An 18079-nucleotide genomic window follows, 5' to 3' on the forward strand; every position below is an offset into this window, starting at 1 on the left:
TACTACGGACGATGGTAGACCGCGGTCATCGTGGAACCGAATCGACCCGGACAGCCAGGACCATTAGGCTAGGTGACGCAGCGGAGGGACACCTCTCCCTCGCAATCCACGTACACAATGTCAGGAGACATCTGCCAGTGTCGATCACAGACGAGATCCACGTCCTCACACAGCCAGTCCACCCCTCGGACTGGACCGACCTGGACACGAAGGCTGTCGATACCGCCCGCGTGCTCGCCGCCGATGCGGTTCAGAAGGTCGGCAACGGCCACCCCGGAACCGCAATGAGCTTGGCGCCGTTGGCATATACCTTGTTCCAGCGTGTCATGCGCCACGATCCGTCGGATGCAGAATGGGTCGGGCGCGACCGCTTCATCCTCTCCTGTGGCCACTCTTCTCTGACGCTGTACACGCAGCTCTACCTCTCGGGTTACGGCCTCGAACTGGCAGACCTCGAAGCTCTCCGCACGTGGGGCGCCCTCACACCGGGTCACCCGGAGTTCGGTCACACTGTCGGCGTCGAGATGACGACGGGTCCGCTGGGCCAGGGCCTCGCGTCCGCAGTCGGCATGGCAATGGCTGCTCGTCGTGAGCGTGGATTGTTCGATCCGGAAACCCCGGTCGGCTCCTCCCCCTTCGACCATCACATCTACGTGATCGCGTCCGACGGTGACATCGAGGAAGGCGTCACGTCCGAGGCGTCGTCGCTTGCGGGTGTCCAGGAACTGGGCAACCTCATCGTCTTCTACGACGACAACAAGATCTCCATCGAGCACGACACTACGATCGCTCTCGGCGAAGACGTCGGCAAGCGCTATGAGGCATACGGCTGGCACGTTCAGCATGTCGAAGGTGGCGAAAACGTCTCCGGCATTCTCGACGCAGTTGCTGCGGCCAAGGCCGTCGTCGATCGCCCGTCGATCATTCTTCTTCGCACGATCATCGGTTTCCCGGCTCCGAAGAAGATGAACACCGGCGACGTTCACGGCTCCGCTCTCGGTGCCGACGAAGTTGCAGCGGTCAAGGAAGCTCTCGGCTTCGATCCGGCCAAGTCGTTCGACGTCGACGCCGACGCATTGGCTCACGCCCGTGAGGTCGTCTCCCGCGGAGCCGACGCGCACAAGGCGTGGCAGGTCGAGTTCGACGCTTGGGCGTCGCGTGAGTCCGAGCGCAAGGAACTGTTCGACCGCTTGTTCGCCGGTGAGTTCCCCGCCGGTTGGGCCGACGCTCTCCCGACGTACGAGCCCGACGCCAAGGGCGTCGCAACTCGTAAGGCTTCCGGTTCGGCGCTCAACGCGCTCGGCCCGATCCTGCCCGAGCTGTGGGGCGGCTCCGCCGACCTCGCCGGCAGCAACAACACCACCATCAAGGGTGCAGACTCCTTCGGTCCGTACTCCATCTCCACCAACGACTGGAACGCAAAGCCGTACGGCCGCACGCTCCACTTCGGTATCCGTGAGCACGCGATGGGCTCGATTCTCAACGGCATCGCATTGCACGGCCCGACCCGCCCCTATGGCGGAACGTTCATGGTGTTCTCCGACTACATGCGTCCGGCTGTTCGACTCGCCGCTCTCATGAAGACGGCTGTCACCTACGTGTGGACCCACGACTCCATCGGACTCGGCGAAGACGGCCCGACGCACCAGCCGGTCGAGCACCTTGCTGCTCTGCGCGCCATCCCGAACCTGTCCGTTGTCCGTCCGGGTGACGCCAACGAGACGTCGTTTGCCTGGCAGGCAGCCCTCGAGCACAAGACGGGCCCGACCGCTCTGGCACTTACCCGCCAGGACGTCCCGGTTCTCGAAGGCACCAAGGAAAAGGCAGCTGAGGGCGTCAAGCGCGGTGCATACGTGCTCGCCGATGCCGCCAACGGTGCTCCCGAGGTCATTCTGCTGGCCACCGGTTCCGAACTGCACCTCGCCACCGAGGCTCGCGAAACCCTCGAAGCTCAGGGCGTCGCAACGCGTGTTGTGTCGGTTCCGTGCCTCGACTGGTTCCTCGAGCAGGATCAGGCATACCGCGACGAGGTCATTCCTCCGGCCGTGCGTGCCCGCGTATCCGTCGAAGCCGGTATCGCAATGCCGTGGTGGCGCATTCTCGGCGACGCCGGCCAGGCCGTCTCGCTCGAGCATTACGGCGCTTCCGCCGATTACAAGACTTTGTTCCGGGAGTTCGGCATCACCGCCGACGCGACTGTCGAAGCCGCGCAGCGCTCCCTCGCCGCTGTGAAGGGATGATCTCGATGACACAGAATGTGAACACCGAAAAGCTATCCGCCGCAGGCGTTTCCATCTGGCTTGACGATCTTTCGCGAGATCGCATCCAGTCCGGAAACCTGCAGAACCTGATCGACACCAAGTCCATCGTGGGTGTCACCACCAACCCGTCGATCTTCCAGGCAGCCCTGTCCAAGGGTTCGGACTACGACGCGCAGGTCCGCGAGTTGGCCCAGCGCGGCGCCGATGTCGACGCCACCATCACGGCGGTCACCACCGACGACGTGCGCGCAGCGTGCGACATCCTGGCTCCGCAGTTCGAGGCGTCGAACGGCGTCGACGGCCGCGTGTCCATCGAGGTTGATCCTCGCCTGGCACACGACACCGACGCGACTGTCGCGCAGGCCATCGAGCTGCACAAGATCGTCGATCGCCCGAACGTCCTCATCAAGATCCCCGCGACGCTGGCCGGCATTCCCGCCATCGCCAAGGTGATCGGTGAAGGCATCAGCGTCAACGTCACGTTGATTTTCTCGGTCGAGCGCTACGAAGCCGTCATGGGTGCGTACCTCGACGGTCTGGAGACCGCGAAGGCTGCGGGCCGCGACATCTCGTCCATCGAGTCGGTGGCGTCGTTCTTCGTTTCCCGCGTGGATTCCGAGATCGACAACCGCCTCACGGCGATCGGCACGCCGGAGGCTCTCGAGCTTCGCGGCAAGGCTGCACTCGCAAATGCTCGTCTGGCATACAACGCATACCAGCAGGTCTTCGAGGTGCAGCCGCGCTTCCAGGGACTCCTGGCTGACGGCGCCAAGGCCCAGCGTCCGCTGTGGGCGTCGACGGGCGTGAAGAACCCTGACTACCCGGACACGCTCTACGTCACGGAGTTGGTTGCACCCAACACGGTCAACACCATGCCGGAGAAGACGCTCGACGCACTTGCCGACCACGGTGAGATCACGGGCGACACCGTCTCGGGCACCGCCCAGGAGTCGCAGGCAGTGTTCGATCAGCTCGCAGCCGTCGGCATCGATCTCGCGGACGTGTTCAATGTCCTCGAGACCGAGGGTGTCGACAAGTTCGAGGTGTCGTGGAACGAGTTGCTCGACGCGACTGCCGAGCAGCTCCGCGCAGCAACCCAGAAGAGCTGAGCCTGTGAGCGATTCCGCGGCGGCATCAGATTGGGTCAACCCCCTCAGAGACAGCACGGACAAACGTCTTCCGCATATTGCCGGGCCTTGTGCCCTGGTGATTTTCGGGGTCACCGGTGACTTGGCGCGGCGCAAGCTGATGCCGGCCATCTACGACCTTGCCAACCGAGGGCTGCTGCCGCCCGGATTCGCTCTGGTCGGGTTCGCCCGGCGCGACTGGACTGACGCAGACTTCGCACAGGTAGTTCTGGACGCGGTCAAGGACGGTGCTCGCACCAAGTTCCGGCAGAGCGTGTGGGAGCGGCTGGCGGACGGCATCCGATTCGTCAAAGGCAACTTCGACGATTCCGAGGGCTTCACGAACCTGGCCGATACTTTGGCCACACTCGACACCGAGCGGGGAATCGGTGGAAACCACGGCTTCTACCTCGCGATCCCGCCGGATGATTTCCCGCAGGTTCTCGAGCAGTTGTCGTCGTCCGGGCTTGCCCAGGCAGAAGAAGGCCAGTGGCGACGCGTTGTCATCGAGAAGCCGTTCGGTCACGATCTCGAAAGTGCTCGTGAACTGAACGCTGTGGTCAACAAGGTGTTCCCCGAGGACACGGTCTTCCGTATCGACCACTACCTCGGCAAGGAAACGGTTCAGAACATCCTGGCTCTGCGTTTCGCGAACCAGCTGTTCGATCCGATCTGGAACGCGCACTACGTCGACCACGTTCAGATCACGATGGCCGAGGACATCGGTCTCGGTGGCCGCGCCGGATACTACGACGGGATCGGCGCCGCTCGCGACGTCATCCAGAACCACCTGTTGCAACTGCTGGCGTTCACCGCGATGGAAGAGCCCATCAGCTTCGAGCCGCTCAACCTGCAAGCCGAGAAGATCAAGGTCCTCTCCGCCACCAGGCTCGCCGAACCTCTCGACGAGACCACCGCCCGTGGCCAGTACACGGGCGGCTGGCAGGGTGGTCTCCCGGTTGTCGGGCTTCTCGAAGAGGACGGCTTCGCGGCTGATTCCATCACCGAGACGTATGCGGCCATCACGCTCGAGGTCGACACTCGACGTTGGGCCGGTGTGCCGTTCTATCTGCGCACCGGTAAGCGTCTGGGACGCAGGGTCACGGAGATCGCCGTGGTCTTCAAGCGGGCGCCGCACCTGCCGTTCGACAAGACCATGACCGATGATCTCGGCCAGAACGCATTGGTCATCCGGGTGCAGCCCGATGAAGGCGTCACCATGCGCTTCGGATCGAAGGTTCCGGGATCGAGCATGGAAGTGCGCGATGTCAACATGGACTTCTCGTACGGCCAGGCCTTCACCGAGTCTTCACCCGAAGCGTACGAGCGACTCATCCTCGATGTGCTGCTCGGCGAGCCCTCACTGTTCCCGGTGAACGCTGAAGTCGAATTGTCTTGGGAGATACTCGATCCCGTCCTCGAACATTGGGCTGCCGGCGGCAAACCGGACCCGTACGAGGCCGGTACCTGGGGACCGGAATCCGCCGACGAAATGTTGAACCGCACCGGACGCGAATGGAGGCGACCCTAGTGATTCTCGATTTGCCGTCAACCACCACGGTCCAGGTCAGCAAGAAACTGGTCGAGGTACGCAAGACCGGCGGCGCTGTCACGTTGGGTCGTGTGTTGACTCTTGTTGTCTGCACCCGCGACACCGGCAACGCCGAAGAAGCGATCGAGGCAGCCAACGAAGCAAGCCGCGAGCACCCGTGTCGCGTCATCGTGCTGCTGCGCGGCGACGAGCAAAGCGAACCACGCCTCGACGCTCAGATCCGCGTCGGCGGCGACGCCGGCGCCTCGGAAGTTGTGGTGCTACGTCTCTACGGTCCGCTGGCGGATCACGAGAGCAGTGTTGTCATCCCGTTCCTGCTCCCGGACACACCGGTAGTCGCGTGGTGGCCGCTCGAGGCTCCCGCGATTCCGGCCAAGGATCCGGTGGGCAAGCTCGCCGTCCGTCGTATCACCGACGCCACCGGCGCACCTGATCCGACGGCGACTATCAAGGGGCGACTCGCGTCGTACACCGCCGGAGACACCGATCTGGCGTGGAGCCGCGTCACGTACTGGCGCGCGCTGCTGGCGTCGGCACTCGATCTGCCGCCACACGAAAACGTCACATCTGCTGTGGTGTCCGGCCTGAAAACCGAACCCGCACTGGACATTCTGGCTGGCTGGTTGGCTGCGAAGACCGGAGTTCCGGTATACCGCCGCACCGGCGCACTGAATGTCGAGTTGAAGCTCGAGACGCGCAGCATCTCCATCAGCCGCCCGCAGGAGGGCACAACTGCAACGCTGATCCGGACGGGTCAGCCGGATGCACTTGTGTCCCTTGGTCGCCGGGAGACACGCGATTGCCTCGCCGAGGAACTACGTCGACTCGATCCTGACGAAATCTACGAAGAGGCACTGGCCGGCCTCGAGAAGGTGACATATGAGTGATGTTGTCGTAGAAAAGTTTTCGGACGCGGGCCAGTTGGTCGATGCGGCCGCCGCACGTTTGGTAGACACCATCGTCGAGGCTCAGAAGACTCGCGGCGTTGCGTCCATCGTTCTGACCGGCGGCGGAACCGGCATCGCACTGCTCGAAAAGTTGCGCAAAACTCCTGGTGATATCGACTGGGCGCAGATCGACCTGTACTGGGGCGACGAGCGTTTCCTCCCGGCCGGCGATCCGGAGCGTAACGAGGTTCAAGCGCGCGAGGCGCTACTCGATCATGTTCCGGTCGATCCGGATCGGGTACATCCGATGGCTGCGTCCGACGGCATCTACGAAGGCGATCCAGACGGCGCGGCAACAGCCTACGAGCAGTTGCTGGGCGCGCAGGCGCACGGCAAGCAGGTCCCCACATTCGACGTGCACCTGCTTGGCATGGGCGGCGAAGGACACATCAACTCTCTGTTCCCGCACACCGACGCGGTTCGTGAAGAGTCTCGTTTTGTGGTCGCGGTGACGGACTCCCCCAAGCCCCCGCCGGTCCGCATCACTCTGACTTTGCCCGCCGTTCAGCGCGCGAAGGAAGTGTGGCTGCTCATTTCCGGCGCAGCAAAGGCTGAAGCTGTTGCTGCTGCCGTTGGCGGCGCTGCAGCGGTCGACTGGCCATGTGCCGGCGCCACAGGATTGGTTGCCACCCGGTGGTTCCTCGATTCGGACGCTGCCTCGCAGTTGCCCTGATCTCAGATTCACTCCGGCCGGGAGTCGTCTTCGGGCGACTCCCGTGCCGGTGGAACTTCTGTGGCCACTCCCCCACGACGGCTGCTACGCACAATTGCTAGCCTGCTCGAATTTCTTCGTGCCACAACCGAACTCATCGGCGTGACACCGTTTCTCCACTCGGCACTCTGCCCGACACAACGATTCATGTTCCCCCCGGTCCATGTTCTTGAGCACTCATGAATTTTGACGCGCCCAGAGCGCTTTCGGTTCCTCCTGTGTTTCGAGGCCTTGAAACGTGGCAGCGCCGGCGAGCAGAATCGGACAATGGCGTGGACACCTAAACCTGATGCCCTACGCGGGCGAGTAGCTGTTGTTGCCGGGGCAACGCGGGGCGCTGGACGCGGAATCGCCGCAGCATTAGGCGAGGCGGGCGCCACGGTTATCTGCACTGGACGGAGCACGTCCACCGGCATCCTTCAGTCGGACTACCCGCGGAGCGAAACCATCGAGGAGACCGCCGCTCTGGTCACCGAATTGGGTGGCGTCGGAGTACCGATTGCCGTCGATCACCTCAAGAGCACTCGAGTTGCTGATCTCGCTGAGCAACTACGCACCGACTACGGACATATCGACGTCTTGGTCAACGACATCTGGGGCGCAGAGTTACTCAAGGGTGGACCGGCGGAGTGGAACACTCCGGTATGGGAACACGATCTGGACAAAGGCTTTCACATCTTGCGCCTGGCGATCGACACCCACATCACCACGTCGCATCATCTGCTGCCGCTCATGATCGATCGACCAGGTGGACTGGTTGTCGAAATAACCGATGGCACTACCGAATACAACGCCTCGAACTATCGCATCTCGGTGTTCTACGACTTGGCAAAAGTGTCGGTGAACAGGCTCGCATATTCACAGGGCCATGAACTTGGCCCGTTCGGATGTTCCGCCGTTGCCATTACTCCGGGTTTCCTGCGATCGGAGATGATGCTCGATAATTTTGGTGTCACAGAATCGAATTGGCGCGACGCACTACTGCCGAATCGGGATGGGCCGACTGCGCCACCGGATTTTGCTCGTTCCGAGTCGCCGAGATTTGTCGGACGCGCAGTGGCCGCCCTTGCCGCCGATCCGAATCGGGCCCGATGGAATCAACGATCTGTCAGTTCAGGTGAACTCGGAGCAGAGTACGGGTTCGCCGACATAGATGGTTCGAGGCCCAACTTCTGGCAGCCGAAGCCAGACTAATCGACGGCACGATGGTCGTCGCGCTTGTCCTCGACCTCACGCAATGACCACCCTTGAACAAAGCGCTTCGCGTTGACCAAATATGCACGAAGGTGGGTAGTCAATCTCGAGATTTCCCAAGGTTCCAGATTCGCCATACCCAATGGTCTCATTTCAGAACGCGTGGGTAGATCGGGGGCCTGACCCATCACTCCGGTTTGATGAACCGAGCTTCCACCGTCGGCGAAACTGGGATGAGGTGGACAATCCGTTCTGTGACCGGTAGCTCCCGGATGGCAGTGATCGCCTCCCACTTAAACGCGCCACACTCATTTGTCGGCAGGTCCGGAGCGAGCAGTCCCAGGCCTTGATCGTCGACGAGCCACACAATCGGAGGCGTCGGCTGGTCCACAAAGCAGGTGCGGATTTCCGGCGGTGCATCGGACGGAAGCCGGTAGCCTGCAATAACGGCGTCCATATCGCCCTCACGTCGTTCCTCGACCCACGACACTGAGTGCTCTACGACGCCAGCGCTCCAGTCACCCTCACATGTGACCACTCGGACGGGCACAAAATCAGCCGGGATCGGCCGCGATTCTGGAACCGGTGCTGCTGCCTGCGGCAAGTCCGAGAATCCGAGAAGATTGCCGGCCAGGCAGGTTGGTTCCACCAGGCCAGGCACATTCACTCGCGACGTCGGTGGCGCAACGTCGTCCGCGTTGTTGCTCGGCGCACCACATCCCACTAACAAGGCGACGGCCGCAACGCCCAGCAATTCCCGTGAACACCGCATAAGGCACCATACTGCTCAATCGATTGTCGAATGCACAGTCGACAACGCTCGATGACGATATGTTCGACACGTGACCACAGAAAGCCCCGAGACGATCGACCAGTACATCGCGTCCTTCCCGATCGATGTGCAACCTGTGCTCGAGAGCGTCCGTCAGACCATCCACGAAGCAGTCCCCGGCGTCGGCGAAACCATCAGCTACCAAATGCCGACCATCACGGTCGACGGCAAAAGCCTGGTGCATTTTGCCGGATGGAAACACCACATTTCGATGTATCCACTCCCCGAGGGCGACGCCGAATTCGAGAAGGCAATCGACCCGTATCGATCAGCCAAAGCGACGGCGAAGTTTCCGTTGAACAAGCCGATCCCGCTCGACCTCGTCGCGAGGATTACCGAATTGCTCGCGGCCAGACACTAACCCGGTTTTCCGAAGGCTTCCAACATCCGCGCGCGAATTGTGCATCCGCGCGGTTGATCAACCGCGCGGATGCACAATCCCCCTGCGGCAGTGGTGGTATCGACGGTTCAGCCCACCGGAACAGTCAGTGGCAACCAAAGGCGAACGCCGTCTATCGGACAGTCGCGATTCCGGCCAGGATGAGATCGATGCCGGCAAGAAATTGGTCGCGGTCGTCGTGATCGCGCAACTGCGGTGCCACCTGACGTAAGAACGGGTACTCGGCTGAGTCGAGTTGTTCCCACCCTGAGGTGATTGTCGCGAGGAAGTCCGATCGATCCGTCTCGCGTGCGTGAAGGCGGGCCCCTGCGGCATACTGTCCGGCCAGGCCGAGGACATAGTTCACGAGTGCGGAAGCGCAGTCGAACTGCGCGGATTCGGGAACTCCGAGTTCTTGGAGTTGCCGGCCAACGCCTTCGAATATCTGCAGCACCGCGGACTGCCACGGCTCACGAGAGAGCTGGGTGCCGACCCACGGGTGCGCGTCGATTGCGTCGAAGACATCGAGAACAGTAGTGCGGATGGTTTCCCGCGGCGTCGTCCCTGGGACGACGCCGGTCATAACACGTGTGATGACGTCGGTGGTCGTCGCTGCAAGCAGTTCGTTCTTGTTTGCAACGTGCCAGTAGATTGCGCCACTTCCGGTTGCCAGGCGAGACGCCAACGCGCGAAATGTCAGCGCGCCCTCGCCCTCGGTGTCGAGGATCTCGATCGCGGCCTCGACGATTCGCTCTTTCGACAGTGCATCCGTGCGTCGTTCGTTCCGCTGCGACTTTGTGTCCATCTGTCCATCTTGACATATCTGGAACACTGTTCCAAGATCGACAATGGAACAACGTTCCAATCTCATTGAAAGGAATTAAGACCATGACAACTCCAGTCACGATCATCGGAGCCGGCCTCGGCGGCCTCACCCTCGCGCGTGTCCTCCACGTTCACGGCATCGCTGCAACGATCTACGAGTCGGAACCCTCCAAAGAAGCCCGCACGCAGGGAGGCCAGCTCGACATCCACGAAAACAACGGACAACTTGCGCTCGCAGCGGCCGGTCTCACCGACCAGTTCCGCGCGATCATCCACGAAGGTGGCGCGGCTTCACGGATACTCGACCAACACGGCACGGTGCTCCTCGACGAACCGGACGACGGCACCGGTGGACGGCCCGAGGTGCTTCGCGGGGATCTTCGCCAGATCCTGCTCGACTCACTACCTGACGGGACCATTGAGTGGGGACGGAAAGTGTCCAGTGCCGTTTCCCTCGGCGACGGCCGGCACGAACTCACCTTCGACGACGGCACAACCGTCACTACCGACCTTCTCGTGGGCGCCGACGGCGCGTGGTCGAAGATTCGACCTCTACTCTCCGACTCCACACCCGAGTACGTGGGCACCGTATTCATCGAGACATACCTGCACGATGTTGACGAGCGACACCCTGCGACAGCCGACGTAGTCGGCGGCGGCGCTCTGTATGCGCTCGCCCCAGGTAAGGGAATCACCGCGCACCGCGAGTCCGGTGGCGTCATTCACACGTACGTTCAACTGAACCGGCCCGCCGAGTGGATTGCGAGCATCGATTTCACGGACACCGCCGCATCGATCGCCCGAGTCGCGGCCGAATTCGGCGGGTGGGCACCAGAACTCACCGCGCTCATCACCGCGGGCGAAACCGCGCTGATCTCGCGTCCGATCCACGCTCTCCCAAATGATCACCAGTGGGACCACGTTCCGGGGGCGACGCTCCTCGGTGACGCGGCGCACCTGATGGCGCCGTCCGGCGAGGGAGCGAACTTGGCAATGTACGACGGCGCCGAACTCGGGAAGGCGATTGCAGCGCATCCAGACAATCTCGAAGAGGCACTTGCCGACTACGAAGCGGCGATGTTCTCCCGCAGCCAATCGGAAGCGGCGGACGCAGACGTGATCCTGGGACTCTGCCTTGGCGACCGCGCTCCGTTCTCACTCGTCGAGTTCTTCACCGCCCCACAGCCTGCGCATTCGTAACGCTTATCGGTCGTCGCATGTCACGCTTGTGAGACATATCCGTACCGGGTACGCGATATCGACATCGAGGGATGGTCGCATGACATACGACAAAGCACTGGCAGACCGGATCCGCGATGCACTCGTGAGCGAGGACGACGTCAGTGAGGTGAAGATGTTCGGCGGCCTGAGTTACATGGTCAACGGACAATTGGCGGTCGCAGCGAACTCTCACGGCAACCTCTTGATCCGCTGCGCGCCGGAACGCGTCGACGAACTGCTGCTACACAAGGGCGCACACTGGCCTGACATGCGCGGAAAGCCGATGAGCAAAGGGTGGGTCGAGGTCGATCGCACTGGCACCAGTTCAACCGTGGAGTTCAACGCCTGGATCAAGGAAGCCCTGGATTTCGCACACTCACAGTAGCCTCACACCTCTAATTGAACACGTTCAACTATGGCGCGTAGACTCAGTTTTGAACACGTTCAAAACTAGGAGACGTCATGAGTAGTCGCGGAACTGAGACGCGGGAAAAGCTTGTGGATACCGCCTTGCGACTCTTCCGCAACGAGGGCTTCCAGTCGACAACCATGCGCCGGATCGCAAGCGAGGCAGGCGTCTCTCTCGGAAATACCTACTACTACTTCGCCAGCAAGGACGAACTTGTCCATGAGCTGTATCTAGTCGTCCAGCGCGATCACCGCGATCGGGCGCTTCCACTGTTGCGCCAGGGCGGCTCACTCGCGGAGAACCTGAAGACAGTTCTGCATTCCGGACTCGATGTCATGACGCCCTATCACGACTTCGGCGGATCATTCCTGCAGAGTGCGTTACCTACCACCTCGCGATCCAGCCCGTTTTCGGTCGAGTCCACCGATGCCCGAGCGATGGCGATCGATCTGATGCGCGAGGCTCTGACTGCCTCCCACCAGCGGACACCGCCCTCATTGGAAAAGCAGCTCCCCACACTTCTGTGGCTCACCTATATGGGTGTGACTCTGCACTGGGTCACCGATTCGTCGCCCGGACAAGCACGTACGCGTGCATTGGTCGACGGTCTCGCCCCAGTGGTCGCGAAAACCGTCAAGCTCGCCCGCCTACCAGTGGCCAGGAGCTTGGTCGGTGACGTCGCGAAATTGATGGCCAAAGTCACTGCGCGAGAAGAGGAGACCGTGCGATGAGCACCATGAATTGCGTCGTCATTTGCGGAGCGTCGGGCTATATCGGGCAGTACCTTCGTCGCTCGCTCGAAGCCAGTGGGATCAATGTTCGGACGATCGGGCGGAGCGACTCGAGTGATGCCACTTGGTCCGACAGACAAGGCGTCGTCGACGTTCTGGATGGAGCGGATCTGGTTGTCAATCTCGCCGGACGCTCGGTGAGCTGCCGCTACAACAAGCGCAACGCCGATGAGATCTTTTCCTCACGGGTGGAAACCACGGCGCAGCTTGGTCGCGCACTGGCCCGCACACCACAGCCGCCATCACTCTGGATAAATGCCAGCACCGGCACAATCTATCGGGACGCTCGTGATCGGCCGATGAACGAGAGGACCGGCGAGCTGGGAACAGGATTCTCGGTGGCTGTCGCGCGAGCTTGGGAGCAAGAGCTGTTCGAGGCACCGACAACCGTTCGCAAGGTGGCGCTTCGGATGTCGATCGTGCTCGGCGCCGGCGGCGGGGCGATTAATCCGTTCATCAATCTGGCCCGCGTCGGCTTCGGCGGAAGAATGGGCGACGGTCGGCAGATGTTCAGTTGGGTTCACGCCGATGACCTAGTTCGTTCCATCACCCACGTCTACGAGCACCAGGCCATCTCCGGTCCGGTCAATGTCGCCTCGCCCGTTGCGGTGACCAACGACGTGTTGATGCGTGAGGTGCGTGCATCCCTGGGTCGAGCGCGCGGGTTGCCGACGCCCGACTGGATGCTGAAGTTGGGCGCACGCGTAATACGCACCGAAGCCGAGCTAGTGCTCAAGAGCCGCTGGGTGGACCCGGGCGTGCTCGCCGATACCGGCTTCGAGTTCACATTTCCGACGCTGGACACGGCGCTCAACCAGATAGTTCAGGACACTCCGCGAGGCTTGCTTCCCGTTGCTTTGGGCTGACTGTCCGGGCCAGGTCTGCACTCACGTTCAATTGAATATTGTCGAATCGGTCACAACACAGAGGGCGGTCCCTAGACTCCGAAGAAGCCAGACACGAGCAACAACGCTGTTAGAGAGAGTCGGTCCACCCAGTGACTATTCGGGTAAGTCAGCCGTATGAGCAGCAGCCGTTCGGGATTTCACCCCGGGTACCTCAGATGCCGATGCCTGCTCATTTCAGGCCGAATCTGATCGCAGCAGCGCTCTCGTGTGTCGGCATCATCATCGGCAGCATCGGTCCGTGGACGTCGTTCCTCGCGCTGGGTAGTTCCGGTATCGGCGAATGCGGCGTGATCACCCTGATCCTCGGGATCGGTGCGGCCTTCGCATTGACTCCGCTTCTTTCGAGGGGCGTCACACCGCAGGTGAAGAACCACTGCATTGGCCCCTTGGCGGGAATCGCAGTCTTGATCGTTGCCGTCGGCAACGCCGCCTGCATACTCCAACGCGGCACCGAGATCGCCGGAAAGATCATTGGACCGTCAGTGGGATGGGGGCTCTGGCTGGTCGTGATCTCCGCGCTAGTTCTGTGCATTACGTCATCGACGCTCGCGCAACTGATCAGAGCGCAGGCCACCACTTAGACCGTCGAGATTACGAGCGGCGTTTCAACCTGACGTTCCCGGCAACCGAGCCACGGAGCATCGGCGGCGTCATGAACGGACGTTGCGTTGACGCGCGGAATCTGCGCCGATCAACAGTGTTATTACGGCAAGTACCCCGAAGCCCGCCGTCAGTGTCGCGACGGCTGCCACGCCCGCGACGATCAGCGGGCCGCCCGCGTCGCCGAGTTCACGTCCCAGTTCGGCCGCACCCATGGTTTGACCCATACGCTCCTCGGGCGTCGATGCAGCAAGCGCGGCAAACCCCAGCGGTGTGATGATGCCGGTGCCAATGCCAACAGCAACTGCCGCGGCGAGAATCCCGACCAGTCCCGGAATCATGGCAAGCGCCAGACCGGCGGCGGTGACAACCAATCCCCATGCCACACCTCGTTCGACGGTGATTTTTCCCGCGTCGAGTGCTCGCCCTGCTCGCGGTTGCGCAAATGCCGCACACAACGCCAGTACTGACACGGCCGCACCTGTTGCTATCGGTCCAAGTCCGGCATCAACGCCGGCAACCGGGAGAAACCCCACACCGACCGACAGTGCGGCAGTGGCCGCCGCAAGAGCTGCGGTGGGACCGAGGAACTGACGATCACTCAGGCGACGAGCCAAATCAACCACGGTTTGCCTGGCCCGAGGTAGCGGCGGAAGCGCAGGTACCACGACCTTGGCCCAGATCGCGACAACCAGCGCGAGGACGGCCATGACTGCAAACAGGAGTGTGAGACCACCGATCCACACGATCACACCGCCCAGCAACGGGCCGAGGGTATAGCCGAGACTTTTGTAGAACCCGTAGGTTCCGAAAGCACTGCCGTGCTTGCCTTTTCGGGTCAATCGAGCCACCGAAGAACTTGCAGCGGGCGAGAATGCCGATGCTGCCGCACCTTGGCCGAGCCGCGCCAACCACAACCAATCCGTATCCGCGACAACAACAAACAGAAACGATGCTGCGGCAAACGCGACGAGCCCGCCGAGCAGGACCGGCTTGGCACCGATCCGATCTGCCAGCGTGCCGAACACAGGTTTGAGCAGGACTTCGGCGCCGTCGTACAGGGCCAGCAGTAGACCGAGATAGAGCAGCGAATTCGCCAGATCGTCGAGATCGAACACGAGGTTCGCCGCAACGGCATGGGCTCCGAATGCAGTCGTGAACCCGGCCGCGTACAGCGGCCACATCTGCCATCGCGCGCCTTCGACCTGGGCTTTGTTGTCACTCATGTGAGATCACCGTCGTCAATGCCTTCAGGAGAGTGCAGTGCGTTGATTACTCGCTCCGAGTAGTCCTCGAACCGCAGGGTGCACTGCTGGAGCGCCGCCGTTGCGCTTTCCGCATTCCTCGCGCCGAATACGTCGCGCGCCTTCAAATCTCGATGCCAGCGACGCAGCCTGTCCAAGCTCTGCTCTTCTTCCTCGAGTTCTGCGAGTGTAAATTTCTGGATCCGGATCTCCTTGTCGAGCTCGGCCTCGTATTTCGCACAGTCCGACAGGAATTCGGTCCAGTCTTCCTCGCGGGCCGCGGTGAACATCGCGGCGAATCGCGAGTCGTCTTCCTCGCTCGCACCCGTTGCGTTGAGGAAGACAATTTCACCGGACGCGCGGTCGACAAGTTCTTTCGCACGGTCGACGCCTGCCGCGAATGCCGGAACGTTGGGCACAGCCCAGGTGCCTTGCCCGATCGACAACGCACCCACTTTGCGCAGTTCTCGCCACACGGCAACACGGTGGCGCGTCGGCTCGGCAGCAATCTTGATCAGGATTATCCGCCAACTCACGGATGACTCGGAATTCACACTGGAGAATGTATCACCCGTTACATCTCAAAGTGTGAAGCCCGTTTCCATCCGCATCGCTCACTTACCCTCATCTGGGCTGCCAACACTGCTCTGAGTGGGTCTGTTTCGGTTCCGCCAGGATCGAATCGCAAACACGGTCGACCCGACAACACCGACAACCCAGACCGACACCACTGTGAAGTACCACCGGTCGAGCCGTTCATTTTCGCACCATCAGGAGGTGCACTGACTCGCGGCGATCAATCAACGCACCAAAGCTAAAGTCCCAAAAGCTAAAGTCAATGTATGACAAGGCTTTCGGTAGCAAAGTGGCTGAGCATAGCGGCGCTGTTCACAACGGGCCTGGCTGGATGCGGCGCTCCGTCCGAACCATCACCGGAGAAGGTTGAAATCGGCACCGCCTACAGCTACAAGATGTACACCCACTGCGGTGCGCGAGAAGCCAAGTTCGCCAGCGAATACTGGGAAGCGGTCAACACTGATGCTCGGCGAAACAACTCACCCTCCGGTTGGGACGACCCGTACCAGAAGGGCACTATGACCCGGTTATCTGAAACCGCAGCTGTTTTCGAGGCTGACGGGAGAGAGAAGCGCTATCTATTACGACCGGGCGCCACAACTTTCCAACAAGTCTGCTCCTGATCGCACTCACGCAGCGCCGCAACGACGCATGGAGAATCGCAGTATGCCCCCACGCCTGGGTTGGATCGGCGATTCGTTGCCCGATAGCGCGACATGGCTCGCGCCCTACCCGTACCCCGACGCAGGACCGACTGGTCACTGGTTAGCCGACCGTTACCCGCATGTTCTGCGGATCCTGCACCCGGCCTATATCCATTACGACGGCGAGCCTCGAGCGGTGACATGGTCTCAGGTCGCCACTGCCGTGGGCGCAGAGATGATTGTCGGGACGCAGTTTTTCGAGATCGTCGGAGCGTGGTTTCCCAATAGTGTCGGACGCCCGGATCCGTGCGCGACAATCGAGGGCATCTTCGACACTGAACCGGAAATGGGGTCACTGCCGCCAGAGCTGATCGATGTCGTCTACGACCACTTCGACGACGTGCAATCGGGACTGTTCTGGGACGGGTGGGGCGAGTTCCTCGACGAACCGATCCGCGGGTGTGCTCGCGTCTCGGAAGGCCTGCAAGGGTGGAACTACCAGGTAGTCACGACAACCCGGTCCCCCGCACAACGCGCCACACGGACGCGCACCCCGAACTTTTGGTGGCCCGCGGACCAATCCTGGTGCGGCGCAACCGGGATCGACGACATGGACACGCTTGTCGTGTCCGCCGACCTCGCCCGGCTCGAATCCGTCCACGCGAACCCAGGTCTCGAAACACAGTTGTATTCACGCTGACAAAAACACTCACCATTGCATCTGCCAACCACGGTGGCGCACAGTGAAGTAGTGGAGAATTCACAGCATCGACACGCGGCACATCCGGAACGCACACCGGCTTACGGCGTCGTGATGATCATCGTGGCTCTGGCTGCGGCGATTGCCGTCAGTTTTGCCGGCCCGACATGGTTGCGGATTGCGGTGTATGTCCTGGCAGGTGCCGCGATTGCAGTCGGGTTCGTTTTTACGCTGCGAGACTACTCGAACTGAACTGCTCCCCGAATGTCAGAACTGAACTTGTCAGTCCGAGATTCGGGGAGCAGTTCACGCAGAACGATGGCTGCTATGCGGCGCTGCCCATGCTCGCTGAGTCGAAGCTGCCGAGCCCGGTGCTACCGAGACCGCTGCTCCCGACACCGCCCAGTGCGAGCGCATTGCTGCTGCCTGCGCTGAAAAGCTGGACAATTATGTTGATCACGACGGGGTCACCGGTGAGCGGAATTGTAGGCACAGGAAGACCTGCTTTCTGTTTCGCGAGTGGATACGAATGTGCGTGGGAGACAGTGAGGTCTGTCAAAGTCCGCCGACACTACTGCATTCAATGCTTCCGGCACTGCCGAACGAGACGATCGGGCCGGCACTGCCGAAACCGAGTGCGCTGGCAAGAGAGCCGAAGTCGATGACCAGGCTGCCCTGGGTGTACGGCGAGTTGATCACGATGATTCCTGTCTGCGACGTTACGGTGCGAGCGGGTGGAGCGATCAGGGCACGGGCGTCGTGGGATCTTCGCCGCCGCCCGGGAGCGGAGCGTTATTGGTGAAGAGGAAACTGCTGCCCGCGTTGAACATCTGCAGGACGGTGTTCATGACGACGGCCAAAGCACCGGTCGTTGGTGAGGCGATCATGTATTACTCCTGGTCTAAGCGGGGTGGCGGTGTGGTCACCCCCTCAGATCGTGGGGGCGAGAAACGTGCCCCTGTGCGAAGGATCTCGCACAGGGGCACGAAATGCGTCCCTAGGCGACGCCGCCGCCGTTCGTCGAGCCAGTTCCGGTGCTGCCTGCGTTGAACAGCTGCAGGATCGTGTCGAAGAAGGCACCGAGGAGGGCGTTTTCCTGGCCGTTGATCATGTCTTTCCCCTTTTTCGTTACTGGTCTGCGCGGTGATTCGCGCCAC

23 protein-coding genes are annotated in these 18079 nt (G+C 61.6%); 15 read left to right on the forward strand and 8 right to left on the reverse strand.

Annotated elements, in window-relative coordinates:
- The first annotated feature begins 137 nt into the window (after positions 1-137).
- The 6 genes from tkt to EEB13_RS15905 all read left to right on the forward strand — a co-directional run bounded on the left by tkt (position 138) and on the right by EEB13_RS15905 (position 7793).
- On the forward strand, positions 138-2240 hold the full coding sequence (gene tkt / locus EEB13_RS15880; protein WP_033232113.1) for a transketolase: 2103 nt from the start codon (positions 138-140) through the stop codon (positions 2238-2240).
- A 5-nt stretch (positions 2241-2245) separates the two neighbouring features.
- The gene (tal, locus tag EEB13_RS15885) at positions 2246-3370 is read left to right on the forward strand and encodes a transaldolase (protein ID WP_045068064.1); all 1125 of its coding nucleotides are present in this window, start codon (positions 2246-2248) and stop codon (positions 3368-3370) included.
- Positions 3371-3374: 4 nt separating this feature from the next.
- A complete protein-coding gene (gene zwf, locus EEB13_RS15890) occupies positions 3375-4919 on the forward strand; it encodes a glucose-6-phosphate dehydrogenase (protein ID WP_033232114.1) in 1545 nt (514 codons plus the stop codon).
- Positions 4919-5827 (forward strand): glucose-6-phosphate dehydrogenase assembly protein OpcA, encoded by a 909-nt coding sequence (gene opcA / locus EEB13_RS15895; RefSeq protein ID WP_092808104.1) that lies wholly within the window; start codon positions 4919-4921, stop codon positions 5825-5827. The genes zwf and opcA overlap by 1 nt, the downstream gene beginning before the upstream one ends.
- Positions 5820-6560 (forward strand): 6-phosphogluconolactonase, encoded by a 741-nt coding sequence (gene pgl / locus EEB13_RS15900; protein WP_095886271.1) that lies wholly within the window; start codon positions 5820-5822, stop codon positions 6558-6560. The genes opcA and pgl overlap by 8 nt, the downstream gene beginning before the upstream one ends.
- A gap of 306 nt (positions 6561-6866) precedes the next feature.
- Positions 6867-7793 (forward strand): SDR family oxidoreductase, encoded by a 927-nt coding sequence (locus EEB13_RS15905; protein WP_116103208.1) that lies wholly within the window; start codon positions 6867-6869, stop codon positions 7791-7793.
- On the opposite strand, the gene EEB13_RS31540 is transcribed toward EEB13_RS15905, so the two are convergent.
- Together EEB13_RS31540 and EEB13_RS15910 are read right to left on the reverse strand one after the other, a co-directional pair.
- Positions 7790-7930 (reverse strand): hypothetical protein, encoded by a 141-nt coding sequence (locus EEB13_RS31540; RefSeq protein ID WP_155276677.1) that lies wholly within the window; start codon positions 7928-7930, stop codon positions 7790-7792. The genes EEB13_RS15905 and EEB13_RS31540 overlap by 4 nt on opposite strands.
- A gap of 50 nt (positions 7931-7980) precedes the next feature.
- The gene (locus EEB13_RS15910; protein WP_116103207.1) at positions 7981-8565 is read right to left on the reverse strand and encodes a hypothetical protein; all 585 of its coding nucleotides are present in this window, start codon (positions 8563-8565) and stop codon (positions 7981-7983) included.
- A 70-nt stretch (positions 8566-8635) separates the two neighbouring features.
- Here EEB13_RS15910 and EEB13_RS15915 point away from each other — a divergent pair, with 70 nt between their 5' ends.
- A complete protein-coding gene (locus tag EEB13_RS15915) occupies positions 8636-8986 on the forward strand; it encodes an iron chaperone (RefSeq protein WP_033232119.1) in 351 nt (116 codons plus the stop codon).
- Between the two features lie 151 nt (positions 8987-9137).
- On the opposite strand, the gene EEB13_RS15920 is transcribed toward EEB13_RS15915, so the two are convergent.
- Positions 9138-9809, reverse strand: a complete 672-nt coding sequence (locus tag EEB13_RS15920) for a TetR/AcrR family transcriptional regulator (protein ID WP_141485780.1) — start codon at positions 9807-9809, stop codon at positions 9138-9140.
- A gap of 83 nt (positions 9810-9892) precedes the next feature.
- Here EEB13_RS15920 and EEB13_RS15925 point away from each other — a divergent pair, with 83 nt between their 5' ends.
- From EEB13_RS15925 to EEB13_RS15945, 5 genes are all read left to right on the forward strand, one after another.
- Positions 9893-11029 (forward strand): FAD-dependent oxidoreductase, encoded by a 1137-nt coding sequence (locus EEB13_RS15925; protein ID WP_116103204.1) that lies wholly within the window; start codon positions 9893-9895, stop codon positions 11027-11029.
- 79 nt (positions 11030-11108) lie between these two features.
- The gene (locus EEB13_RS15930) at positions 11109-11435 is read left to right on the forward strand and encodes a TfoX/Sxy family protein (RefSeq protein ID WP_116103202.1); all 327 of its coding nucleotides are present in this window, start codon (positions 11109-11111) and stop codon (positions 11433-11435) included.
- Between the two features lie 77 nt (positions 11436-11512).
- Positions 11513-12190, forward strand: coding sequence for a TetR family transcriptional regulator (locus EEB13_RS15935; protein WP_141485781.1), 678 nt, complete (start codon positions 11513-11515; stop codon positions 12188-12190).
- Positions 12187-13116, forward strand: a complete 930-nt coding sequence (locus tag EEB13_RS15940) for a TIGR01777 family oxidoreductase (protein ID WP_261984565.1) — start codon at positions 12187-12189, stop codon at positions 13114-13116. The genes EEB13_RS15935 and EEB13_RS15940 overlap by 4 nt, the downstream gene beginning before the upstream one ends.
- A gap of 203 nt (positions 13117-13319) precedes the next feature.
- Complete coding sequence (locus EEB13_RS15945) at positions 13320-13739, forward strand: hypothetical protein (RefSeq protein ID WP_230590037.1); 420 nt, start codon at positions 13320-13322, stop codon at positions 13737-13739.
- Between the two features lie 69 nt (positions 13740-13808).
- On the opposite strand, the gene EEB13_RS15950 is transcribed toward EEB13_RS15945, so the two are convergent.
- A complete protein-coding gene (locus tag EEB13_RS15950; RefSeq protein WP_261984566.1) occupies positions 13809-14984 on the reverse strand; it encodes an MFS transporter in 1176 nt (391 codons plus the stop codon).
- Entirely contained in the window at positions 14981-15556 is a 576-nt protein-coding gene (locus EEB13_RS15955) for a Chromate resistance protein ChrB (protein WP_141485783.1), read from the reverse strand. The genes EEB13_RS15950 and EEB13_RS15955 overlap by 4 nt, the downstream gene beginning before the upstream one ends.
- Before the next feature lie 288 nt (positions 15557-15844).
- Here EEB13_RS15955 and EEB13_RS15960 point away from each other — a divergent pair, with 288 nt between their 5' ends.
- The 3 genes from EEB13_RS15960 to EEB13_RS15970 are packed head-to-tail and all read left to right on the forward strand — an operon-like array spanning position 15845 to position 17174.
- Complete coding sequence (locus EEB13_RS15960; protein WP_141485785.1) at positions 15845-16201, forward strand: hypothetical protein; 357 nt, start codon at positions 15845-15847, stop codon at positions 16199-16201.
- Positions 16202-16244: 43 nt separating this feature from the next.
- A complete protein-coding gene (locus EEB13_RS15965) occupies positions 16245-16922 on the forward strand; it encodes a hypothetical protein (protein ID WP_141485786.1) in 678 nt (225 codons plus the stop codon).
- A 51-nt stretch (positions 16923-16973) separates the two neighbouring features.
- Positions 16974-17174, forward strand: coding sequence for a hypothetical protein (locus EEB13_RS15970; protein WP_033232250.1), 201 nt, complete (start codon positions 16974-16976; stop codon positions 17172-17174).
- Between the two features lie 73 nt (positions 17175-17247).
- Here the strand turns inward: EEB13_RS15970 and EEB13_RS31545 are convergent, their stop codons facing one another.
- The 3 genes from EEB13_RS31545 to EEB13_RS31555 form a co-directional block, all read right to left on the reverse strand.
- Positions 17248-17415: a hypothetical protein gene (locus EEB13_RS31545; RefSeq protein WP_165826287.1), complete on the reverse strand. Its 168-nt coding sequence runs from the start codon at positions 17413-17415 to the stop codon at positions 17248-17250.
- Positions 17416-17477: 62 nt separating this feature from the next.
- Positions 17478-17621 carry a hypothetical protein gene (locus EEB13_RS31550; protein WP_187328573.1) on the reverse strand — a complete coding sequence of 48 codons (144 nt, stop codon included), beginning with the start codon at positions 17619-17621 and terminating at the stop codon, positions 17478-17480.
- Positions 17622-17665: 44 nt separating this feature from the next.
- Positions 17666-17809, reverse strand: a complete 144-nt coding sequence (locus tag EEB13_RS31555; protein ID WP_165826291.1) for a hypothetical protein — start codon at positions 17807-17809, stop codon at positions 17666-17668.
- Positions 17810-18079 lie beyond the last annotated feature (270 nt).

It is taken from the genome of Rhodococcus sp. WS3 (assembly GCF_003797085.1).
In the GTDB taxonomy this organism is placed as follows: domain Bacteria; phylum Actinomycetota; class Actinomycetes; order Mycobacteriales; family Mycobacteriaceae; genus Rhodococcus_F; species Rhodococcus_F globerula.